Origin of the sequence: Muriicola sp. (assembly GCF_049669965.1) — a bacterium.
Taxonomy (GTDB): Bacteria; Bacteroidota; Bacteroidia; order Flavobacteriales; family Flavobacteriaceae; genus Muriicola.
This window is the reverse complement of the sequence record NZ_JBATLB010000116.1, coordinates 1-5,187: the sequence shown is the minus strand read 5'-3', so window position 1 is coordinate 5,187 and position 5,187 is coordinate 1. Positions and strand designations below refer to the sequence as shown.

Here is a 5,187-nt window from a genome sequence, read left to right as displayed (position 1 = left end):
CCTTTTACCATAGGTTTTAAGACATCCGGAAGGTCGTTCATGTTCTTCGCTATGGTATCGTCATCAATCACCTTAGCAGCACGCTCTAAAAGCCTGGAGTGAAGATAAAATACATCTCCAGGATACGCTTCCCTTCCCGGTGGACGTCTTAGCAATAAAGAAACCTCTCTGTAGGCTACGGCTTGTTTCGATAAATCATCATAAATGATCAAAGCAGGCCTACCGGTATCCCGGAAGTACTCGCCAATAGCGGCACCTGCAAAAGGTGCATATACCTGCATAGGGGCCGGATCTGAAGCATTGGCAGCTACGATAGTTGTATAAGCCAACGCTCCTTTGTCTTCCAGTGTTTTTGCGATGTTTGCTACCGTAGAAGCTTTTTGACCAATGGCCACATAGATACAATACACGGGTTCCCCTGCATCGTAAAATTCCTTTTGGTTGATAATCGTATCAATACATACGGTGGTTTTTCCTGTCTGGCGGTCACCAATTACCAATTCCCGTTGTCCTCTACCAACCGGGATCATTGCATCAATCGCTTTAATTCCTGTTTGAAGCGGCTCGTTCACCGGCTGACGAAAGATCACTCCTGGTGCCTTTCTTTCAAGCGGTAATTCATATGTTTTACCTGTAATAGGACCTTTTCCATCGATTGGCATCCCCAGGGTATCTACCACACGGCCAACGATGCCTTCCCCTACGTTTATGGAGGCAATCCGTTGCGTTCTTTTTACGGTTGTTCCCTCTTTGACCCCTCTTGTAGGCCCAAGAAGTACTACCCCAACATTATCCTCTTCCAGATTGAGAACAATTCCTTCAAGACCTCCTCCAAACTCAACCAACTCCCCGTACTGAACATTGGAAAGTCCATATACCCTGGCTATACCATCCCCTACCTGAAGGACAGTTCCTATTTCGTCTAAGGTTGCTTTGGCTTCAAAGCCCGATAATTGTTTCTTTAAGATTGCCGATACTTCAGCGGCTTTAACTCCTGCCATATCATTTAAATATATGTTGGAGTGTCAAGGATTTGCCCTTTTCAACTCCGTAATTAAGGTTTATATGCTTTTAGTAAATTCTCTTTTGATCCTATTCAATTTATTGGAAATGCTGGCATCATACTGCAAATCTCCTACCCTAAGGATAAAGCCCCCAACAATACTGGCATCTATCTCGTTTTTTATAATGATCTTATTCCCGGTTATGTCCGATACTTTGCGCAGTACCTTCTTTTCCAATTCACCAGATAAGGGAACTGCCGTGGTAACAAAGGCCACACCCTCTCCCTTTAATTCTTCATTCAGTATGATATACTTTAAGGCAACTTCATTCAATAAGGAGATCCTTCTATTTTGAATCAATAGGTCTATAAGACCTTCCGTAATAGCATGACTCCCTTTAAAAATCGCCATTAAGGCCTTCTTCTTTAACTCTCCTTTTAGGACAGGGCTGTCTAGCATTTCACGCAATTCACTGCTTGTGCTCATGGTAGCAACAATAGAACGCATATCCTCCTCAAGGACGTCTGTCTTTTTGTTATCAACCGCAAAATCTAAGATCGCTTTTGCGTACCGCGCTGCTGCTCTGGATTCGTTCATAGGGAATTAGTTCAATTTAAGATCGCCCAACATATCATCGACCAATTTTAATTGTTTGTCTTTATTGGTCAATTGTTCTTTCAATACTTTTTCCGCGATCTGAATGGAAAGATCTGCTACCTGATTCTTTATCTCTGCCACGGCAGCTTTCTTTTCGCTGTCTATGGTAGCTTTAGCCTGAGAAATCATCTTGTTCCCTTCAATTTTTGCCAGTTCTTTAGCATCTGCCAACATTTTTTCCCGTAGTTCACGGGCCTCTTTTAACAGGGCTTCGCGTTCTCCACGGGCCTCCTTTAAAAGCTTTTCGCTATCTGCGGTAACGTTTTGCATTTCCTTTTTGGCATCCTCGGCAGCTGCCAGGGCATTCTTGATGCCTTCTTCACGATCATCTACCGCATTGAGGATAGGTTTCCATGCGTATTTGTAAAGTAAAAGGAGTAATAGTACAAATAACAGTGTCTGCCATACAAACAAGCCGAACGAAAAATCATTTAACAGTTTTCCCATAAAATAAGATCTTTATGTATTTAATTTTAAACAAAGGAGGGCCATAACCAACCGTTATGGCCGTTTCCCTTAGTTATAAGATTTAGACGGCAAAAAGGGCCGCAAAACCAATACCTTCAATTAGCGCCGCTACAATAAGCATTGCTGTTTGAATCTTTCCGTAGGCCTCTGGCTGACGGGCAATAGCATCCATAGCAGAACCACCGATTCTACCAATACCAATACCAACACCAATTACTACCAAACCTGCACCTACCATTTGTGGAATTTCCATACTCTATCTAGTTTAAAATTAAAATTCAACAATAAAACTCTTCCCTTTGCAGGAAAAGATTACTATAAATGAGCCAGTTCAGGATCTTCGTCATGTTCATGCTCTTCAGAGGCAAAGCCAAAATAAAGAGAGGATAAAATGGTGAAGATATATGCCTGTAAAAGGGCCACTAAAATTTCTATTAAGGTGATGGCAAACGCCAGGAAAAATGACAAGGGGCTGCCAATCCAACTTTTAAAGATGAACATCAGTCCTATAAGACTCATCAAAACAATATGGCCCGCCTGCATGTTTGCATACAAACGAATCAATAAGGCAAATGGCTTAATAATCAGCCCCAATAATTCAATAGGGACCAGGATAATATAAATAGGTAATTTACCATACCAGGGCATTGCATCGCCCAGGGGATCTACCAAATGTTTCCAATAATCCTTGGTTCCCGTAAAATTTGTGATCAAAAACGTTAACAACGCCAGACCAAAAGTGATGGCGATGTTTCCTGTGACATTGATCCCCAGTGGAGTAAGCCCAAACATGTTGAGGAACCATATAAAAAAGAAGATGGTCAACAGAAAAGGCATGTATTTTTTATAGCGCTTTTCGCCAATTGTTGGCTTCGCGATATCGTCTCTGATGTAGAGTACTATTGGCTCGAAGAACCTTCCTGCCCCGGTAGGGACGCCGTTGTTTTTGGCATAGGAGCGTGCCAGACCCGAAAACAACCAAAGCATTAGTAGTCCGGTTATGATCATCATCACCACATTCTTGGTAACGGAAAAATCTATTGGTTTGGCATTGGTGGCGTGGCCTTCTTCATCGTAGGTTAGCGTACCCTCCGCATCTGTTTTATAGATCTTGCCATGTTCCAGAGCATAATAGTTGCCTCCTGCCTGTGCAAGAGTCTCACCATGATGAAATTGGGAGGAAGAAAAAACATGGATCCCGTTGTCCCAAAGGATTACCGGTAAAGGTACTCCAACGTACACGTGCTCTCCGTTGTCCTCTGTATATGAAAAAATGGAAAAATCGTGCGAATCTTTTAAGTGATGATCAATGTATTCCTTGATCTCAGTTTTTATGTCCTTTTTACCTCCCTCAGAAGTTTCTTCTTTGGCAATGGCCGATAGGCTGGATCCCAGGAATATCGAACAAATCAACAGAACTTTTATAGTAAAAAGGCTTTTCATATATCTTAAAAATGCGGGTCTCTAAAAATCGGTGCAAATGTAAGGCATTCTTATAAAAAGAAAAAAGCATTTAGAAGTTTATTTTAAAGGCCTTTGAGAGGTAAATAGGGGGACTTAATTCTATTTTAAAGTATTGAGCATTTTAGCCGTATAAACGGTTTCCAGAATCAAACACAAAAGGTAAGGAATGAAAAAGGCGGCAAACTCAGATTTTGTGATGATGCCGTCTATTCGGTATCCCGGATAAAAAACAAGAAAGAATATTAAAAATTTAAGCATGCTCCCTCCCATATACAAAAATCCAATTTGGTTTTTAAGCCTGATGCGCAGGGCGTAAAGCGAAAAGAAAATAGCCAGTGCCAATATAAAATTCAGCAGATAAGAAAGCAGCAGCAAATCCGACCATTGGGGAATATTCAGAAACGTTTGCACCTGTAAATGAATCAACAGCGAAATGCTCAAAATGCCAATAAGAAACAAGGAATATGTACTAAGAAGTCTGGGAATCGCCATCAATACTTAACTCTTTTAAGCTGTAGCAGTACCACATAGATGGCAATTGCCACTCCTATGATGGTTGCAATTGCGGTGAAAATGCGTTTTTCTGTCTGATAGTGTTCATCTAACCAGATCCCTCCTTTGGCAGATAAAAATATAATAAGCCCCATCTCTAATCCGATCCCGGACAAAATGGCGATATTCTTTAAAGGGTTATTGCCCCTAGGAGGCTTTTGCTGGTTCATTTTTGGTGCCTGCCACTGAAGACTTATAAGCAGAGGAAGAAGAAGCTGTGGTCCCTCCATTACTTCCGGTAGGAGTGCTCAAAGAACCCTTGCCTTTCATATTACAGGAAGCATTAAAAGTAGCTCCCGGTTCTACGGCTAATTTAGTCACAGAGACTGTACCTTCAATAACCGCGGAAGATTTCAGTGCCAATAGTTCGGACACCAGTAATTCTCCGTTGAAACTTCCTTCAATATCTGCATTTAAGCATTCTACCTTCCCATGGATATAGCCATCTTTACCGATAACCACCTTCCCTGAGGTTTTAAGATTGCCGTTGAGTTTTCCATCAATTCTGAAATCTGCTTCTGAGACGATGTCTCCTTTGATCTTCGTATTCTTTTCTATTCTGTTAGGTTGCCCTCCAATTTCTGTCATAGCTTTGGGTTTTTTGTTATCTGAAAACATGGATTTAAGGTTTTGGGGTTAAATTTTGTCGTCTGTAGTCTTCTATATTCTTATGGATCTGTATTGTTTTATAGTTGTCAGATAAAATTACGAAATTCTCATTAGCGATCCTGTAATCTTTATTGTTTTTTAGCAGTTCAAGATATCCCAGGGCAAAATCTCTCGATCTAAATCCGTGGACCACGATAAATTCATCTTCCAGGTTATAGATGTCTTTTGAAACCTTATTGTTGTAATTCAAATCCTTGATGGAGGCTTCCAATCGCTTTTTAAGTTTCAAAGCGGCATCATCATTGCTTCTTTTAAAAGGGAATACAACTTTCCAATTTTCTTTGGCTGCCAGCGTATTCTCACCCGAAAATCCATTTGGCTCTAATTTTGGAAGCTGTTCCGCGACCATTTCCTGAGCTTTTTTCCCTTCAGG

At 41.1% G+C, this 5,187-nt stretch carries 8 protein-coding genes and 1 pseudogene; all 9 read right to left on the bottom strand.

Annotation, left to right across the window (positions count from 1 at the left end; genetic code table 11):
* Positions 1–1,001 (bottom strand): F0F1 ATP synthase subunit alpha (gene atpA / locus WBM49_RS06320; protein ID WP_424371213.1); only part of this gene is annotated, 1,001 nt, incomplete at its 3' end.
* Positions 1,002–1,061: 60 nt separating this feature from the next.
* Positions 1,062–1,601 carry an ATP synthase F1 subunit delta gene (gene atpH, locus WBM49_RS06315; RefSeq protein ID WP_424371212.1) on the bottom strand — a complete coding sequence of 180 codons (540 nt, stop codon included), beginning with the start codon at positions 1,599–1,601 and terminating at the stop codon, positions 1,062–1,064.
* A gap of 6 nt (positions 1,602–1,607) precedes the next feature.
* Positions 1,608–2,108, bottom strand: coding sequence for a F0F1 ATP synthase subunit B (locus WBM49_RS06310; RefSeq protein ID WP_424371211.1), 501 nt, complete (start codon positions 2,106–2,108; stop codon positions 1,608–1,610).
* 82 nt (positions 2,109–2,190) lie between these two features.
* Positions 2,191–2,382 (bottom strand): ATP synthase F0 subunit C, encoded by a 192-nt coding sequence (gene atpE / locus WBM49_RS06305; protein ID WP_424371210.1) that lies wholly within the window; start codon positions 2,380–2,382, stop codon positions 2,191–2,193.
* A 62-nt stretch (positions 2,383–2,444) separates the two neighbouring features.
* On the bottom strand, positions 2,445–3,572 hold the full coding sequence (gene atpB / locus WBM49_RS06300; protein WP_424371209.1) for a F0F1 ATP synthase subunit A: 1,128 nt from the start codon (positions 3,570–3,572) through the stop codon (positions 2,445–2,447).
* A 120-nt stretch (positions 3,573–3,692) separates the two neighbouring features.
* On the bottom strand, positions 3,693–4,085 hold the full coding sequence (locus WBM49_RS06295) for a hypothetical protein (protein ID WP_424371208.1): 393 nt from the start codon (positions 4,083–4,085) through the stop codon (positions 3,693–3,695).
* Positions 4,085–4,315, bottom strand: a complete 231-nt coding sequence (locus WBM49_RS06290; protein ID WP_424371207.1) for an AtpZ/AtpI family protein — start codon at positions 4,313–4,315, stop codon at positions 4,085–4,087. The genes WBM49_RS06295 and WBM49_RS06290 overlap by 1 nt, the downstream gene beginning before the upstream one ends.
* Positions 4,293–4,763: a bactofilin family protein gene (locus WBM49_RS06285; RefSeq protein WP_424371206.1), complete on the bottom strand. Its 471-nt coding sequence runs from the start codon at positions 4,761–4,763 to the stop codon at positions 4,293–4,295. The genes WBM49_RS06290 and WBM49_RS06285 overlap by 23 nt, the downstream gene beginning before the upstream one ends.
* A 4-nt stretch (positions 4,764–4,767) precedes the next feature.
* Positions 4,768–5,187: pseudogene (locus WBM49_RS06280) on the bottom strand (hypothetical protein); the annotation flags it as partial.